This is a genomic window from Streptomyces sp. NRRL S-495 (genome assembly GCF_000966955.1).
Taxonomy (GTDB): domain Bacteria; phylum Actinomycetota; class Actinomycetes; order Streptomycetales; family Streptomycetaceae; genus Kitasatospora; species Kitasatospora purpeofusca.
Genome location: NZ_JZWY01000206.1, coordinates 1 through 15,693 on the forward strand (window position 1 = coordinate 1; position 15,693 = coordinate 15,693).

18 protein-coding genes are annotated in these 15,693 nt (G+C 73.0%); 13 read left to right on the top strand and 5 right to left on the bottom strand.

All coding sequences use genetic code 11. From position 1 onward, the window contains the following. Positions 1–1,188 (bottom strand): ROK family protein, encoded by a 1,188-nt coding sequence (locus VR45_RS12900; protein WP_045939857.1) that lies wholly within the window; start codon positions 1,186–1,188, stop codon positions 1–3. Positions 1,189–1,562: 374 nt separating this feature from the next. Next, positions 1,563–2,324 (bottom strand): SDR family oxidoreductase, encoded by a 762-nt coding sequence (locus tag VR45_RS12905; RefSeq protein WP_234325959.1) that lies wholly within the window; start codon positions 2,322–2,324, stop codon positions 1,563–1,565. Positions 2,325–2,529: 205 nt separating this feature from the next. Between VR45_RS12905 and VR45_RS12910 the strand changes: the two genes are divergently transcribed. The 4 genes from VR45_RS12910 to VR45_RS12925 all read left to right on the top strand — a co-directional run bounded on the left by VR45_RS12910 (position 2,530) and on the right by VR45_RS12925 (position 6,129). Then, complete coding sequence (locus VR45_RS12910; RefSeq protein ID WP_078896473.1) at positions 2,530–3,219, top strand: 50S ribosomal protein L11 methyltransferase; 690 nt, start codon at positions 2,530–2,532, stop codon at positions 3,217–3,219. Between the two features lie 128 nt (positions 3,220–3,347). Then, positions 3,348–3,785: a GNAT family N-acetyltransferase gene (locus VR45_RS12915; protein WP_045939859.1), complete on the top strand. Its 438-nt coding sequence runs from the start codon at positions 3,348–3,350 to the stop codon at positions 3,783–3,785. 126 nt (positions 3,786–3,911) lie between these two features. Continuing rightward, positions 3,912–5,336: a pyridoxal phosphate-dependent aminotransferase gene (locus VR45_RS12920; protein WP_052709045.1), complete on the top strand. Its 1,425-nt coding sequence runs from the start codon at positions 3,912–3,914 to the stop codon at positions 5,334–5,336. Positions 5,337–5,559: 223 nt separating this feature from the next. Continuing rightward, positions 5,560–6,129: a hypothetical protein gene (locus VR45_RS12925; protein WP_045939860.1), complete on the top strand. Its 570-nt coding sequence runs from the start codon at positions 5,560–5,562 to the stop codon at positions 6,127–6,129. A gap of 41 nt (positions 6,130–6,170) precedes the next feature. Here VR45_RS12925 and VR45_RS12930 read toward each other — a convergent pair whose 3' ends face one another. After that, entirely contained in the window at positions 6,171–6,533 is a 363-nt protein-coding gene (locus tag VR45_RS12930) for a helix-turn-helix domain-containing protein (RefSeq protein ID WP_045939861.1), read from the bottom strand. Positions 6,534–6,626: 93 nt separating this feature from the next. Between VR45_RS12930 and VR45_RS12935 the strand changes: the two genes are divergently transcribed. From VR45_RS12935 to VR45_RS12965, 7 genes are all read left to right on the top strand, one after another. Then, positions 6,627–7,466, top strand: a complete 840-nt coding sequence (locus VR45_RS12935) for an NAD(P)H-binding protein (protein WP_045939862.1) — start codon at positions 6,627–6,629, stop codon at positions 7,464–7,466. Between the two features lie 118 nt (positions 7,467–7,584). Next, positions 7,585–8,124, top strand: a complete 540-nt coding sequence (locus VR45_RS12940) for a YrhB domain-containing protein (protein ID WP_045939863.1) — start codon at positions 7,585–7,587, stop codon at positions 8,122–8,124. A gap of 55 nt (positions 8,125–8,179) precedes the next feature. Further along, positions 8,180–8,965 (top strand): alpha/beta hydrolase, encoded by a 786-nt coding sequence (locus VR45_RS12945; protein WP_045939864.1) that lies wholly within the window; start codon positions 8,180–8,182, stop codon positions 8,963–8,965. A 646-nt stretch (positions 8,966–9,611) separates the two neighbouring features. After that, on the top strand, positions 9,612–10,457 hold the full coding sequence (locus VR45_RS12950) for an ice-binding family protein (RefSeq protein WP_353612685.1): 846 nt from the start codon (positions 9,612–9,614) through the stop codon (positions 10,455–10,457). A gap of 63 nt (positions 10,458–10,520) precedes the next feature. After that, a complete protein-coding gene (locus tag VR45_RS12955) occupies positions 10,521–11,315 on the top strand; it encodes a DUF5819 family protein (RefSeq protein ID WP_353612686.1) in 795 nt (264 codons plus the stop codon). Then, positions 11,305–12,441 carry an HTTM domain-containing protein gene (locus VR45_RS12960; RefSeq protein WP_078896477.1) on the top strand — a complete coding sequence of 379 codons (1,137 nt, stop codon included), beginning with the start codon at positions 11,305–11,307 and terminating at the stop codon, positions 12,439–12,441. Before VR45_RS12955 ends, VR45_RS12960 begins: the two co-directional genes overlap by 11 nt. Positions 12,442–12,474: 33 nt before the next feature. Then, a complete protein-coding gene (locus VR45_RS12965) occupies positions 12,475–12,846 on the top strand; it encodes a DUF393 domain-containing protein (RefSeq protein ID WP_045939865.1) in 372 nt (123 codons plus the stop codon). A 101-nt stretch (positions 12,847–12,947) separates the two neighbouring features. Here VR45_RS12965 and VR45_RS12970 read toward each other — a convergent pair whose 3' ends face one another. After that, positions 12,948–13,355, bottom strand: a complete 408-nt coding sequence (locus VR45_RS12970) for a helix-turn-helix domain-containing protein (RefSeq protein ID WP_078896478.1) — start codon at positions 13,353–13,355, stop codon at positions 12,948–12,950. A gap of 87 nt (positions 13,356–13,442) precedes the next feature. On the opposite strand from VR45_RS12970, the gene VR45_RS12975 reads away from it, so the two are divergent. After that, the gene (locus VR45_RS12975; protein WP_045939866.1) at positions 13,443–14,159 is read left to right on the top strand and encodes an NAD(P)-binding domain-containing protein; all 717 of its coding nucleotides are present in this window, start codon (positions 13,443–13,445) and stop codon (positions 14,157–14,159) included. Here the strand turns inward: VR45_RS12975 and VR45_RS12980 are convergent. Continuing rightward, positions 14,134–14,943: a thioesterase family protein gene (locus VR45_RS12980; protein ID WP_045939867.1), complete on the bottom strand. Its 810-nt coding sequence runs from the start codon at positions 14,941–14,943 to the stop codon at positions 14,134–14,136. The two genes, VR45_RS12975 and VR45_RS12980, sit on opposite strands and share 26 nt — an antisense overlap. A gap of 378 nt (positions 14,944–15,321) precedes the next feature. Between VR45_RS12980 and VR45_RS12985 the strand changes: the two genes are divergently transcribed. Continuing rightward, complete coding sequence (locus VR45_RS12985) at positions 15,322–15,672, top strand: hypothetical protein (protein ID WP_045939868.1); 351 nt, start codon at positions 15,322–15,324, stop codon at positions 15,670–15,672. Positions 15,673–15,693 lie beyond the last annotated feature (21 nt).

A 15,693-nucleotide genomic window follows, 5' to 3' on the forward strand; every position in this document is an offset into this window, starting at 1 on the left:
TCAGGCCCGGGCCGAACCGTTCTCGCCCGTCGGAGGGTTGACGGCGAAGAGCTGTTCCTCGACCTGGTCGAGGGCGACCCGGAGGGCGCCCATCGCGACCACCTCGGAGCCGAGGGCGGCGAGGGCGACCTCGGGGGCGCGGAGGGTGAAGCGGGCGAGGCGTTCGCGCAGCGGGTCCAGGACGCCGTCCAGGCCCGCGGCCCAGCCGCCGACGACCACCAGCTGCGGGTCGATGGCCAGGACGAGCGCGGCGACGCTCTGGACCAGGCGGGTCAGGAAGCGGTCGGTGGCGACCTGCGCCACCTCGTCGCCCTCGCGGGCGAGCTTCAGCACCCGGGCCACCGCCGCCTCGTCCAGCGGGTTGAGCGGCTTGCCGGTGGTGGAGAGCAGCCGCTCCGGCGTCACCTCCTGGCCGAGCAGGTGCAGGGCGCCGATCTCGCCGGCCGCGCCCCCGAAACCGCGGTGCAGGCGGCCGTTGATGAGCGAGCCGGCGCCCGGGCTGAGGCCGGCCATCACGAACACCACGTCGTCGGCGCCGACCGCCGCGCCCTGCCAGTGCTCGGCGATCGCGGCGAGGTTGGCGTCGTTCTCGATCATCACGGGGCAGCGGAACGAGCGCCGCAGCCGGGCGCCGAGGTCCAGGCCGGTCCAGCCGGCCATCGCGGTGCCCAACTGCACCGTGCCGTCCCGGTCGACGATGCCCGGCGTGCCGACGCCGACCGCCCACAGGTTGTCCCGGGAGACGCCGGCCTTGCGCAGCACCTCGGCGACCACCGAGCGGACGGCGGTGAGCCGTTCCTCCGCGTCCAGGGTCTCCTCGACGGGTCTGAAGTGGCTGCCCACCACCACGCCGGCCAGGTCGGCGAGGATGATCCGGATGTCGTGGACGCCGATCTCGATGCCGAGGATGTGCCCGGCCTCGGCCCGGAACCGGAACCAGCGGGCCGGCCGTCCGCGCCGACCGGCGCCGGGCTGGCCGTCCGGTTGCGGTGGCTGCTCGACCTCGGCGACCAGCCCGGTCTCCACCAGCCCCTCGATCACGCCCTCGACCGTCGGACGGGAGAGCCCGGTGTCGCCGACCAGCTGGGTCAGGGTCACCGCATGGCCCTCGCGCAGTGCCCGGAGGGTCACCGCCGCGTTGATCCGCCGCAGTAGTGAGGAGTCGCCACCGGTGAGTCGATCCGCCAAGACGCTGCCCTTCGCCGTTCCGCGCGACTGCCCTGGCGCGCGTGCCGTGGACGCGGGCACGGCCGGCCGGGGCCACCGGGCTGTGGTGCCGGAGGCCGCCCCCGGAGGGCCCGCGGGTGTCCGCCGCCCGACGGACCGGCACGGCGGCGCTGCGGCGCCTGCGCCGGGCCGGACGGCCTGTGCCGGATGCTACCGGGGCCCGGGCCCGACCGGCGAGCATCTTCCCAGCTCATCCCGGCTTCGGTATCGAAATGGTACGCACCGGGTGGCGGTGCGTGATCCGGGCTTCACCGGGGCCGCCCGGCCGCCGCTCCGGCGGGGCGCGGCTCGCCGCTCAGTAGGGGCCGCAGGCGCTCAGTACGGGCCGCAGGCGCTCAGCGCAGGCCGCCGGTCGCCCCGAGGTTCTGTCCGGACACCCACCGCGCGTCCGGACCGACCAGGAACGCGACCACGTCCGCCACGTCGGCCGGCTGTCCGAGCCGCCGCAGCGGGGTCAGCCCGGCCACCGTCTCCAGCGCGTGCGGGGGATTGACGGACCGCAGCATCTCGGTCTCGGTCGGCCCGGGGGAGACGGTGTTGGCGGTGATCCCGCGCGGCCCCAGCTCCACCGCGGCGGTCTCGGTCAGCTGCTCCAGCGCCCCCTTGCCGGCCAGGTAGGCGGCGAGCCCCGGCATCGGGCGGCGGGTGTTGAGGGAGGAGATGTTGACGATCCGGCCGCCGTCGCGCATCCGCTGCGCCGCGTACCGGAGGGTGAGGAACACCGCGCGGGCGTTGACGGCCATGGTGGCGTCGAAGTCCGCCGGGTCGGTCTCGGCGAGCGGGGCCCGGGTGACGGCGCGGGCCGCGTTGTTGACGAGGATGTCCAGCCCGCCGAGCTCCTCCTCGGCCGCCGCCATCAACCGCTCCGGACCCTCCGGCGTGCCGAGGTCGGCCCGGACCGCGTACACCCGCCCGGCCCCGGCGGCGCCGTTCGCCGCCACCGCGCGGACCACCTCGGCCGCCGCCGCGTCGTCGTTCGCGTACCCGAACACCACGTCCGCGCCGTCCGCGGCGAGCCGTTCCACCACGGCCCGCCCGATCCCGCGCGAGCCGCCCGTGACGACCGCCGCGCGGCCCGCCAGCACCTTGTCCGACACCGTGACCCCCGCTCCCGGCCGGCCGCACACCGGCTCCGGGGAGAACCTACCCGCCCGGTGTGCCGTCCCGGGGTCGGGATTCGGCCGAGTCGAGCCGGGGTCAACGCAGCTGTGGGACCGGCCGGTTCGCGGTCGGGGTGCGGTCAGGTCGCGGTCGGCTCGCGGGTGTGAGGAGCACCTGCTCAGGGCCCGTATGCTGCTCGGCATGCTGAGCGACACACACCCGGCGGGTCCGGGGGCGGCCATGCGGTCGGACGAGGACTTCGTACGCGCGCAGACCGGCATCGCCCCGGTGCCCTTCGTGCCGGAGGTGCGCCTGCACATGGCCGAGGACGCCATCGCCCTGTGGGAGACCACCGAGACGGCGCGCGGCGAGCGCGACCTGCCGCCGCCGTTCTGGGCGTTCGCCTGGGCGGGCGGCGTCGGGGTGGCCCGGTACGTGCTGGACCACCCGGAGCTGGTGGCCGGACGGTCGGTGCTGGACCTCGCGGCCGGCTCCGGCCTGGTGGGCATCGCGGCGGCGCTGCGCGGTGCCCGGTCGGTGCGGGCGGCCGAGATCGACGCCTACGCGGTCGCGGCGATCGGCGTCAACGCGGCGGCGAACGGCGTCCGGGTGGACGCGGCGGTCGAGGACCTGCTGGACGGCGACGGCGGGCCGGCCGAGGTGGTGCTGGCCGGGGACGTCTTCTACGAGCGGGCGATGGCGGCCCGGTTCCTGCCGTTCCTGCTCCGGGCCCGGGCCCGCGGCGCGGTGGTGATCGTCGGCGACCCCGGCCGCGCCTACCTGCCGCGCGAACGGTTCACCGCGCTGGCCGCGTACGAGGTCCCGGTGGTGGCGGACCTGGAGGACACCGCGCTGAAGACCACGACGGTGTGGGAGCTGGCGGGCGACTGACCCGTCCGGTCGACCCGCCAGGCGCCTGTACCACGCGTCCGACCCGTCCGACCCGTCCGACCCTGCCGACCCGTCCGGCCCGCGGAATTCACGGTCGGAGGGCGGCCGGCCCTGGTAGACAGTCGCCCATGATCGACTTCATTCTGCGCACCGCCGGCCCCGAGGAGGTCCCGGCCGTGCTCGCGCTGTGGGCCCGCGCCGCCAAGGGCACCAGCATCACCGACGACGCCGACGGGGTGGCGGCCCTGCTCGCCCGCGACCCGGACTGCCTGCTGGTGGCCGTCCGGGCGGACGAGCCGGCCGTGCTGCTGGGCAGCGTCATCGCCGGCTGGGACGGCTGGCGCTGCCACCTCTACCGCCTCGCCGTCGACCCGGAGCACCGCCGGCGCGGCATCGGCGCGGCACTGCTGGCGGCCGCCGAGGAGCGCTTCGCGGCCCTGGGCGGACGACGGGCGGACGCCATGGTGCTGGACGGCAACGCCCTCGGCCACCGGACCTGGCGGGGCGCCGGGTACGGGCCGCAGCCGCAGTGGACGCGCTGGGTCAAGCCGTTGGCGGACGACTGACCCGTCCGGGCCGCCGGATGGGCGCGGACGGCTGGCGCGGCCCCGCGGGGCATGGTGCGCTGGCGGTGTCTGTATGCGAACCAATCCGGTTCCGCCGTGCCCTCCCCGGAAGTGAGCCCCTTCGCCATGACCGTTTCGACCGGCCCGACCGAATCCGCCGAACTGCTCGCGCGGATCCCCGACTTCGAGCAGGCCCTCGCCTACTACCGCCGCCACCTGGCCCCGGACACGGCCATCGACCTGTCCGTCGCGGAGAACGTCCTCGTCTACGAGGACTCGATGCAGAAGATGGTGTTCGACCACACCGCGCTGCTGCCGGAGAGCTACATCCACTACATGTCCGCGTACGGCAGCCCGGACCTGCGGAACGAGGTCGCGGCGCTGCTGGGCAAGGCCTTCGACGCCCCGGTCGAGGCGGGCGACGTGTTCGGCACCGGCGGCGTCGGTTCGGCGCTGGAGTGTCTGGCCTTCGCGCTCCAGAACCCGCCGGAGCCGGGGGAGATCGGCCCGCCGCCGCTGGTGGAGGGGGACGCCGTCCTGCTGCCCGCGCCGTACTGGCAGGGGTTCAACTGGTCGTTCGAGCAGCGGCCGAAGCTGAAGTGCGTGTCGGTCAAGCTGCCGACGGAGGGGCCGGAGCGGTTCCGGCTGACCCTGGACGCGATCAAGGAGGAGTACTTCAAGTACCACCGTCTCTTCGACGCGTTCCCCCGTCTCCTGGTGCTGACCAACCCGCACAACCCGCTGGGCGTCAACTACGGGAAGCAGCTGCTGGAGGAGATCTACGGCTGGGTGATCGACGAGACCGACATGCACATCGTCTCCGACGAGATCTACTGCCATTCGCAGGTCGACGGCGTGCGGGTGCCGTTCACCAGCGCGTTCGCCCTGGACGCGTACCGGCGGGCGCCGGAGCGGATCCACGTGGTGTGGGGGTTCGCCAAGGACTTCGGGCTGTCGGGGTTCCGGACCGGGTTCCTGGTGTCGAAGTACGGTCCCGTGCAGCGGGCGATGCTCGGCACGAAGGGCATCGAGGAGAAGAAGCACCCGATGTCGTGGTTCACCCCGGTCGATTCGCTGAAGCACTATGTGCTCGGCGCGATCCTGGAGACCACGGTCAACGGGACCGGTTCGGAGCTGTACACCGACTACGCGATGCGGCGCTACCGGGAGCTGCTGAGCGCGAGCTTCGAGCGGGTGAAGGACCGACTGGTCGCCCGGGGCATCGAGTTCGTCCACAACGAGGGCGACAACCCGGCCCAGTTCTTCTGGTTGGACCTCACCTCGTACCTGGGCAAACGCCCGCCCGAGGGCACGTACCGCGCCGAGCCGCTGCCGTTCACGGAGAACAGCGGGGTGAATCCGGACGAGCTGTGGCTGTTCAACTACCTCGCCGCCAGTCCCACCGAAGTCACCCTCCTCCCCGGCGAAACCATGCACAGCCCCGCCCCCGGCTACTTCCGCCTGTGCTTCACCGCCTACCAGCCGGAGGTCGTCCGCGAGGCGATCGACCGAGTCGCCGACGCCCTGGCCGAGTTGGTGATTGTGGGCTAGGGACGTCGGACGGTCGGCCCCGGAGGAACCGTCCTCCGGGGCCGCCCGGGGCGCCTTCGAGGTGCGTGGCCCCTGGGCATTCGACGTCCGCCACGTCGCGGCCCCGGGCGGCGGACGACTGGCCCGTCCGGGTGGGTCCCGGTCCGGTCGGCGCGTAGTCGGCGGTGTCGGCGGGGCCGGGGGAGGGCCGGGGCGGGAGGCTGGTCGCTCCGGAGCGGGCGCGGTGAGCGGTGTCGGTGGCGGACCCGGGGCGGGCGGGGGCGCGGCAGGCGGCGGGACGGACCCGGGGGTGCTCGGCACCGCGCTCGGTGTGGTCCTGGCGTTCTCGCTCGCGGAGGGCTCCTGGCAGTGGTTCTCCACCTATCTGGGGCTGACGCTGCTCGCGGTCGTCCTCGCCTTCGGCCGGGTGCCGTCCCGAGCGTCGGGCCGGGCGTCGGCGTACGGCTGGAGCCTGGCGGCGTACTCGCTGGTGGTCGGCCTGTGCGTGGCGCTGGCGCTGGCGCCGGCGTTGCAGCGCTGGGACTGGCTGTTCCCGATGCCGGGCACCCGGGACAGCTGCGTGCAGGCGGGCCGGTACGAGAGCCTGCACACCCGGGCCGCGCTGGCGGACCTGGCGGACGCCGACCCGCAGGCGCTCGCCTACGAGCAGGAGCAGCAGAGCCGGGTGGCGGTCGACGACTGCCTGTCGGCGACGACGACCCGGTGGCTGCCGGTGTACGCGCTGGGCACGGCGCTGGTGGTGGCGGGGGTCGTGTGGGTGTCCGGTCGGCGGCGGGCGGGCGCCGATGCGTGACCGGGCCCGGCGGAATCAGGCCCGGCGCCCGGCCCCGGTGATCAGGACGGTTCGAGCCGGCGGGTGATCCGGCCGAGGAGGTCCTGCAAGGGCTCGCCGACGTCCCGGCCGAACTCGGTGAGCCCGTAGGTGACCTGGGGCGGTGTCGTCGGCTCGACCACCCGCCACACCAGGCCGTCCTGGACCAGCGCCCGCAGGGTCTGCGCGAGCATCTTCTCGCTGATGCCCCGGATGCTGTCGCGCAGTTCGAAGAACCGCAGATCGTTGCTCTGCAGGGCGATCAGCACCCAGACGCCCCACCGGCTGGTCACATGGTCGACCGTGTCGCGCGCCGCGCAGTCGGTGTGAAACACCTCATACCGCTTGTCGGCCGCACCGCGTTCCAGCTGCACACCTTCCGTCATGTCCGGAGCTTACCCCGGGGTATGTCCTTACGAACGGTAAGCCAGCAGCTCTAGCGTCGGCAGTCCCACCGGGCGATTGACGAGGAGCTGACCATGATCGTGGTGACCGGGGCCACCGGAAACATCGGCAGGCCGCTGACGCGGGCGCTGGCGGAGGCGGGCGAGCGGGTGACGGCGGTGTCGCGGCGCCCGGCGCCGGTGCCGGACGGCGTCCGCCGGCTGACGGCCGATCTGGCCGAGCCCGCCGCCCTGGAGCCCGTGCTGACGGAGGCGAAGGCCCTGTTCCTGCTGCTCTCGGGCGATCTGCACGGCCCGGTCGGCGCTCCGGCCGAGCTGGTCGGCCGGGCGGCGGCGGCCGGGGTCCGGCGGATCGTCCTGCTCTCCACCCAGGGCGTGGTGACCAGGCCGTTCGGTCCGACCCGGATCGCGATGCGCGCGCTGGAGGACGTGGTCCGGGAGTCCGTCCCGGAGTGGGCGATCGTGCGGCCGGGCGGCTTCGCCTCCAACGCGCTGTGGTGGGCCGAGTCCGTCCGGACGGGGCGGACCGTCGTGGCGCCGTTCGGCGACGTCGCGACGCCGGTCGTCGACCCGGCGGACATCGCCGAGGTCGCGGCCGCCTGCCTGCTGGAGGACCGGCACATCGGCGGCGAGTACGAGCTGACCGGCCCGGAGGTGATCAGCCCGCGCGGGCAGACGGCGGCGCTCTCCGCCGCGCTCGGGGTGCCGCTGCGGTTCCACGAGCTGACCCGCGAGGAGGCCGCGGCCGCGATGGCCCGGAGCATGCCGGTGGAGCTCGCCGAGGACACCCTCGACATCCTCGGCGCCCCGAGCGCCGCCGAACTGGGGGTTGCCCCGGGCGTCCGGGAGGTGCTGGGCCGCGAGGCGAGGCCCTTCGCCGACTGGGCGGCGCGGCACGTCGACGCGTTCCGCTGAGCGGGGCACGCAGGGCACGCGGGTGAGCGGGGTGTGCACAGGAGGTCGGACGGGCCGACTTCCTGTGCGCGCCCGGCCACCCGCGAAAGGCACTTGACCCGTCCGGGACGATAGGAGCGTGATCAGCAGGGAACGCGCGATCGAACTCGTCGAGTCCTACCTGGCCGTGAGGGAGTGGCCGTGGGACGGCCCGGTGCCCGAGGTGGCCGTCTACGCGGTGGAGGAGCACAGCGTCGGCTGGCTGGCCTTCTGGGACACCGCCGCCTTCGCCCGGACCAGGGACGCGCGGTCGAGCTTCGGGGGCGGCGGCAGCCATGTGCTGGTCGACCGGGAGGACGGGAGCCTGCACTTCGTCCCCAATGCCCGGGACCTGGACGAGGGCTGGGAGGACCACTACCTCCTCCAGGCCAAGGGCGTCCGGCGCCCCGACCCGCTGGCCGCCGAGGTCCGCGCCCTCCTCCGCTCCGCCGGGCCCGTCGCCGCGATGGGGCAGTTGCGCAAGCAGGCGCCGAAACTGAGCCTGCGGCAGGCCAAGGAGTACCTCGTGGCCGTGCGCGAGGGCGCCGAACCGCCGGAGGAGCTGGCGAGCCTCACCCGCAAGGAGCCGAGGTGGCCGCTGCTGCCCGTCGAGACGCTGTCCGGGCCCGTCGAGCAGTAGCCACCGGGACTGAATTGGCTGGCCACGGACAGGTCCGAGCTGCGACGATGCGCGGATGATCACTCTTCCCGACGAGCTCGGCCACCTCTCCTACGTCGTCTCCGGCGACGGACCGCCCGTCGTCCTCGTGCACGCCGGCGTCGCCGACCACCGGATGTGGGACGCCGTCGTGCCCGCCCTCGCCGAGCGCCACACCGTCGTCCGGTACGACCTGCGGGGCTTCGGCGAGTCCGCGCCCCCCACCGGGCCGTTCCGCGAGACCGACGACCTGCTCCGCCTCCTGGACCACCTCGGCCACGACCGGGTCCGACTCGTCGGCGCCTCCTGGGGCGGCCGGGTGGCCGTGGAGTTCACGCTCGCCCACCCGGACCGCGTCCACTCCCTCGCGCTGCTCACGGCACCGTGGCCGGGCTACGACTGGTCCGCCGACATGATCGCCTACGACGAGGCCGAGACTGCCGCGCTGGAGGCCGGCGACCTCGACGCCGCGGTCCGGGTGAACCTCGACATGTGGCTGCGCGGCCCGGCCCGCGGCTGGGACGAGGTGGCGGACGGACTGGCCGACCGGCTCCGCGACCCGATGCGGACCTCGCTGGTGAACCAGTCCGTGGTGGGCGAGCACTCCCAGGGTCCCTCGGCCCGCGAGGTGTCCGCCGTCGCCGTCCCCACCCTGGTCGGCGTCGGGCGGCTCGACGTCCCCGACTTCCAGGACATCGCCCGCCGCTACGCCACCGAGATCCCGGGTGCCACCCTGGTCGAGTTCGCCACCGCCGCCCACCTCGTCGCCCTGGACGCGCCCACCGAACTCGTCGCCGCCCTGGAGCCGTTCCTCGCCCGCTGAGCGCCCGCGCCGAGGGACGGTGCCGGGTGCCGGGCCGGCGCTGTCCGTACGGGCGGTGGCCGCCGCCGAGCACGATGGCGGCCACGTCCTGGAGGTCGACCTCACGAGGCCGAATCTCGTGTCGTCCGCCATGGCTGTCCAGCCACCACGAAGGCCCCGACCGCTCAGCGGTCGGGGCCTTCGTTCCGGTAGGACAGCCGAGGACATTCGGCTATACCAATATGCTTTTATGATATTCGCCGTTCCTCTGCCGTTCTACTGAAGTCCGCCCAGTAGGTCGTGTCCTAACGGTGCGCGGGAATCCTGCGGTCCACTCTCTTTCCAGGCGACCGTCGAACAGAGCCTCAGGACCTGCCGGATCCTGGTGAAGCCTTCGAACCAGAAGCCTCTTGACGCGATTGCTCAGGGCGCGGAATGCCCGTCACGTGTTCACACGAGAGATTGGTACCAGATGACACTGAGATTCTCCAGTTCGCCTTACTGGCGAACGCTGTCCGGCTGGATCGCGGCGGTGGCATTGATCGCCGGCGCCGCCGTGGCGTTGGCGCCCGTACGGGCACAAGCTGTCGCTTCACCCATTTCCCTGGGTACAGCGAGCAGTTTCGCGGTCCTGGGCGGTCAGTCGGTCAGCAACACCGGTCCTTCCGTGATCACCGGAGACCTCGGGGTGAGCCCCGGGACTGCCGTCAGCGGATTCCCGCCCGGCACGGTGGACGGAACCATCCACTCGGCGGACGAGGTCGCCCTGCAGGCCCAGAGCGACCTGACCGTGGCCTACGACAACGCCGCCGGCCAGGCCATGGACGCCAGCCTCATCTCGCCGGGAGACCTCGGCGGCCTGACGCTCGTCCCGGGCGTCTACAACGCCTCCTCCTCCATCGGGCTCACCGGAACGCTCACCCTGGACGCGGGTGGCGACCCGAACGCCGTCTGGGTGTTCCAGGTCGGATCGACCCTGACGACCGCTTCCGCCAGCCAGGTGAACCTGATCAATGGCGCCGCACCCTGCAATGTCTTCTGGCAGATCGGAAGCTCCGCCACGCTCGGCACCAGTTCCACCTTCGTGGGCAACATCCTGGCCCTCACGTCGATCACCGTGACCACGGGGGCGACCATCGACGGTCGGGCCCTGGCCCGGAACGGGTCGGTGACGCTGGACACCAACACGATCACCCGTGAGACGTGTGCCGGCGGGACCACGGGCGGCACCACTGGCGGTACGACTGGTGGGACCACGGGCGGCACTACGGGTGGTACGACCGGTGGGACCACGGGCGGCACCACTGGCGGTACGACCGGTGGGACCACGGGCGGCACCACTGGCGGTACGACCGGTGGGACCACGGGCGGCACCACTGGCGGTACGACCGGTGGGACCACGGGCGGCACCACTGGCGGTACGACCGGTGGGACCACCGGCGGTACGACCGGCGGGGACTGCCCGCCCGAGCCGTGCCCGCCGGAGCCGTGCCCGCCGGAGCCGTGCCCGTGACGGTGACTGCGAGGCAGTCGCCCGCTCGGTGAAGGCGGCCCCGAGCGGCACACGACGAATCCCATGCAGATCGTCGCGTGCCGCTCGGGGGTGGCACCGGGCAGGCATTCAGAAGATCACAGCGGCGTGCGTGCGAGGGGAGCAACGAAGATGGAAACCACTGGGCGCGACACCTTGGCCGGCGCCGGCTGCCCACGGGATGTGGAGGTCCCGTCTTCGGCCGGGGAACCCGGCGGGCCCCCGGGCTTTGCCAGTCTGCCGCGCCCGCTGCGGGCGTCCGTGAGGACCGCTGCAGCCCTGTGTACGGCGGTCGCTCTTGTCCACGTGGTCATGGTGTTTCTGTTCGTCGCCCCTTCGAACGCAGTGTCGCAGCGCTACGGCAAGTACATCAATGCCTGGATCTACCCGCTGTTCGAGCAGAACTGGCGACTCTTCGCCCCGGATCCGCAATCGGTCACTCAGCAGATTTCCGCGAGAACCCTCCACACCTCTCCCGAGGGCAGCCGCGAGGTCAGCGACTGGTTCGACCTGACCGCCGTCGACGATTCCGCCGTCAACCACAACGTTTTCCCGAGCCACACCTCCCAGAACATGCTGCGCCGCGCCTGGGACGTCTATGCCGCATCGCACGGGAACGATGACCATTCGAAGTCGGAACGAGCCCTGATGCTGCAGAAGTACCTGCGCAACATCGCAGTGAACCGTGTACCCGCCGACCGGCACAAAGCATTCGAGGACATCCAGTTGCGGGTGATCACACGGCCGATCGCCGCCGACACATCAGCCGGCCGCCGTCCCAGCACACCGACCCAGACCAGGTACCTGCCCTGGTGGAAGGTGGCATCCGATGGAAACTGAGCAGGCACCCCGCGTGGCGCCCGCACCGCACCAGCCGGCCGCACCAGCCTCGGCCGCGCACGCGCAGCCGCTGCTCGATCGCCTCGGAGCGCCGCGCACCGTCCTGACCGGGTCGCCGATCTCCCTCTACGCGGCTGCGGTGCTGCGCATCGGGTACGGGCTGCTCTACCTCGTCCTCCTGCTGAGGGAGTTTCCGCACCGCGACGAGATCTGGGGTCCCGGTTCGCCGTGGACTCCCGCACTGGCCGTCGAGCTGTTCCACCAGACGGACTGGTCCAGCATCCTGACCCTGTCCGACAGTCAGGCGTACTTCGAGGCCTGTTACGCGCTGGCTCTGGTCACCGCCGCGGTGTTCATGCTCGGCTGGCACACCCGGGCGGTGTCCGTCCTGTTCGCGATCGTGGTCGCCTCCTTCCACGCCAGGGCCGTCTTCATGACGGACGGAGGCGACAACCTCATCCTGCTGATGGCCCTGTACCTGCCCTTCACCGCGTGCGGCCGACGCTGGTCCCTCGATGCGCGCAGAGCCCGGATCCGAGCGTCCGAGGGCAAAGTCGCGCGATCGGCCGGAAGTCGCGGAGCAGGCGGCCTGGTGGGGCAGGTCGGCTACGCGCGCCGGCTCCTGACCACGGTGCTGCACAACTGCGGCATGTTCGTCATCGCGGCTCAGGTCTGCTTCCTCTACGGATCCGCAGGACTGTACAAGGTGCAGGGCGGCTCCTGGGGAAGCGGAACCGCCCTCCACTACGTCCTGAACCTCGACCTGTTCCGGCCGTGGCCCGCGCTGTCGCTCCTGGTGGACAGCCGCCCGATGCTGGTCGCCGTCGCGAGCTATGCGACCGTGCTGCTGCAAGTGGCCTTTCCGTTCGTCCTGTTCGGCAGGTACAAGTACCTCGTGCTCACCATGCTGCTCGGCATGCACGTGGGCATCGCGGTTCTCCTGGGACTCCCGGTCTTCTCCGGAGCAATGATCATCGCGGATGCCGTGTTCCTGCCGGACCGCTTCTGGACGGCCCTGGGACACGCGTGCCGGAGCATCCTGCGGCGAACAACGGAAGGCAGGGTGAGGGCGTTGTTCACGGCGGAAGCCACGCCCGTACCGCCGCAGACCGGATCGGCCGGCTGAAAAGCCGACCCCGCAGGACAGGGAGGGCGGAGCATGTCCGACACCATGTCGCCAGTGATCGTCTACGACGGCAGCTGTGGCTTCTGTCGCGCAGCCATCCGCTTCCTCGTGCCGCGCCTGGCCCTGGCCGGCGTGGTCCAACCCTGGCAGGGAGCCGATCTGACGGCCTACGGGCTGACCGAGGACCAGGCCAGGGCCCGAATGTGGTTCGTCCAGGGCGACCGACGCCACGGCGGTGCCGCCGCCTTCGCGGCCTGGGCCCGGACCGGCAACGCCGGTGCCCGTGCCGCCGGCCGCCTGCTGTCGCTGCCCGGAATCGCCTGGATGGCGGCCGGGGTCTACTGGCTCGTCGCCAGGAACAGACACCGGATCCCTGGGCCTTGGGAGCACACCTGCACGCTCTGAGCGTCTCCTGGAGGACCTGACAGCGAGCGGCGGCCGAACCCACCTCGGCGAACGGCCGGTCGCCGCGGATGCGAAGGCCCGGGAAGCCGTGGACGAGGAGGTCACGCCGACCCGGCCCCGGCCCCGGCGCCGGCATGGTCCCCGGCATCGTCCCCGGTCGCGGCCTCGCCGCGCTCCTGGGCGGCCATGACCTCGTCGCCGCGCTCGAACGCCCAGGCGCCCACGGCCTCGATCGGCCCGAGAAAGCTGCGGCCCAGCTCGGTGAGCCGGTACTCGACGCGGGGCGGGGCGCCGGGCAGGGGCCGGCGGTCGACCAGGCCGTTGAACTGGAGGCGGCGCAGGGTCTCCGTCAGCACCTTGGAACTGATCCCGCCGATCTGCTCCCGCAGTTCGACCGGTCGCAGCGGGCCGTCCTGCAGCGCCCAGAGGACCACGGCGTTCCAGGTGTTGGAGAGCAGGTCGAAGGCGAGGCGGGCGCGGCAGTCGGCGAGGAAGGTACGAGTGGTCACGCACCGAATGGTGCCTGACGGGTTCTCTAGCGTCACGGGGGACAGGGAGTCGGACCGCGAGCTCCCGGTGACACGGAGGACGGCGTGATGAGGATCGGCGTGCTGGGCACGGGCAACATGGCGGACGCGCTCGCGACCCACTGGGCGCGGGCCGGGCACGAGGTGACGGTCGGCGGGCGGGACACCGCCGCCGCGGAGCGCCTCGCCCGACGGATCGGGGGCGGCGCGCGGGCCGCCGGGCTGCGGGCGGCGGCCGCCGCCGGCGAGGTGGTGCTGGCCGCGCTGCCCTACGGCGCCGGGGCGGAGGTGGTGCGGGAGCTGCGCGCGGAGCTGGACGGCACGGTGCTGGTCGACTGCTCCAACCCCGTCGGCCCCGGCTTCCGGCTGCTGACGGACGGCGGGCCTTCGGCGGCGCGGCAGTTGGCCGGGGCGGCGCCGGGGGCCGAGGTGGTCAAGGCGTTCAACCTCTGCCACGAGGACGTGTGGCGGATGCGGCCGCCGGTCTTCGACGGCAGGCCGTTGGCGGTACCGGTGTGCGGGGACGACGCGGCGGCCCTCGCCCGGGTGTCCGAGCTGGTGCGGGACGTGGGCTGCTGGCCGGTGGCGGCCGGCGGTCTCGACCGGGCGGGCCTGCTGGAGGCGACCGCGGCACTGTTCATCGGCCTGTGGGTCGGCGAGGGCGCGGACGTGCAGGCGATCGTGCCGCCGCTGTCCCACGCGAGCGGCGAACCGGCGGCGAGCGGGGCTGGGACGGCGGCTGACGGGACAGCGGCGGCGGCTACCGGGGCTGCGGGCGGACGGTGAGGATCTGTTCGGCCTGACCGACCGGGCCGTCGACATCGTGCAGCACGCTGCTGGTGAGGCCCTGGCCGGTCGGGCCGAAACTGGCCGTAGTGTCCAGGCCGGTCCAGGGGCCGCGCGGCTGCCGGTGCAGATGGACGGTCAGATCGACATTGGGGAACATCCACTCGGCCGGGTCCTGCTGCACGGCGATGCCGTTCGCCGTGTCCACCAGCGCGACGAAGGAGGCGAGGGCGCTGCTCGGCTCGCCCGCGACCAGGTCCACCCGGGACGAGATCCAGGCCGCCGTACGGCCGCGGCGGGTCGGCGGCACCCGGCGGAGGTCGACCGAGGCGACATAGCCGCCGTCCCACTCCTCGTCCATCGCCCACGGCGCGAGTTCCCCGGGCGCGGGCAGCGGCTCGATCGGGCTGTCGGCGACGGCCGAGGTGTCCAGGGTGGCCAGCAGCCAGGCCCGGGCCCGGACCACGGCCCGGCCGCCGATCACCACGGTCGCTTCCAGGAGCTCGATGGTCCGCCCGGGACGGACGGACTCCACGGTGATCTCGCACTCGTCGAGCGCGATGCGGCCGAGGATGTCGTAACCGATCCGCCCGAGCGTCAGCCCCCCGTCGCCCCCGGGCCGCTCCGCCAACCACCGGTCGATCGCGTGCACCACCAGCCCGGCCAGCGGACTGAAGTGCTGCTCGTCGGCGCTCCACGCCCCACCCGCGTGCGCGGTGGGCTTGAACGCCCGGGCACCGGTTCGCTGGTAGTAACTCTCACGCGCGAGGTCGCTGTTGCTCACGGGATCCGCTCCTCGGCCGGGACAGGTGCATCGGTCACGAATCGTAGGCTCCCCCGGCGGCCCCGGTCGCCGTGATCTCCCGCACACGCTCGGGGGTGCGGCGGTGTCAGTGGTGCGCTGTTGACTGTGGGCCATGACCGTGCGCGACCTTCTGCCCCTGCTGCCCGATCCGGCCGAGCTCCGTGCCCGCTGCCGCGGGATCGCCCGCGGCGCCGCCGAGTGGCGGTGCGGGCCGGTGGAGTTCGCGCCCGGCGAGACGGACGGCGCCGAGGGGCTGTTCGGTCTGCTCGTCGACGCAGGCCCGGAGGCGTACGGGGATCGGGCCGGCGGTGGAAAAGCTGTCGAGGGGGAGGAGGGGCGGATCGTAGGCTGGGGCGCATGGCTCACAGCAAGACCTCCTTCGTCTGCCTGCCCTGCCGGGCCTCGTACAAGCAGGCGTACGGCAGGTGGACGGACGAGCGGCGCTGTCCGCGCTGTGCCGGTGCGCTGATCCACGCGGGCTCCGCCTTCGCGGCGCCGCCGCGTCGGGACACCGCGGCCTGGCGCACCCTCACGCTGCTGCTGAACGCGGGCATCGGCTTCCACAAGAGCTGCTGCGGCGGCCCGGGCTACCGGCCCCGCACCCGGCACGAGGTGCGCGAGCGCACGCTGTACGCCCGCCGCTCCGGTGAGTCGCTGGAGCGGGCACTGCTGCACCGGGACGTCCCGTGGGAGCGGACGACCCGGTGAGCGGTGCGGGAAGTCGGGTGG